The sequence below is a fragment of the Kocuria sp. CCUG 69068 genome (genome assembly GCF_020833785.1).
GTDB classification, from domain to species: Bacteria; Actinomycetota; Actinomycetes; order Actinomycetales; family Micrococcaceae; genus Kocuria; species Kocuria rosea.
On record NZ_PDDL01000284.1, the window covers coordinates 1 to 493 of the forward strand.

The window sequence follows — 493 nt, forward strand, 5'->3', positions numbered from 1 at the left end:
CCCGGGCCGGTGCCGCCCCGCGGGCGCGTCCCCGCCGTCCGGGGCGGGCACGGACACGGGCTCCGGCCACTCGAGGGCCGCCCCGTAGGGGTTGGCGGGGTCGGTCGCGGCGAGCGCCAGCGCCACGGGCTCCTCGGCGCGGACCTGGTCGTCGGTGCTGAACGTGCGCAGGTGGTCCACCGTGGCGGCCTGCGCGAACTGGGCGGCGCCCAGGCCCTCGATGAAGTAGCCGCGGCGGGCCCGGCCCGTGTCCTCGAGCGTGGAGAGCACCTTGTAGACGGTGGCGAAGCCGCCGGGGAGCTCCTCGACCGCCACGGGGCCCTTGGTCACCACGCCGTAGCGGTCCATGAGCAGCTCCGCGGTGGCCGACGCCCGCAGCGTGGGGTCGAGGGGCTCGGGGCGCAGCATTGACCAGCGCCCGGCCACGAGCGGGGAGTCGTGGCGCTCCAGGGTGGCCGCCCGCGCCGGGGCGCGCAGCGCCCCGCCGATCCCC

The 493-nt window shown here is 78.7% G+C and carries 1 protein-coding gene; it reads right to left on the bottom strand.

Features of this window, described 5'->3' with window-relative positions; genetic code table 11:
• Positions 1-493: hypothetical protein (locus tag CRM73_RS19545; protein WP_229588846.1), on the bottom strand; the 493-nt coding region annotated here is incomplete at both ends.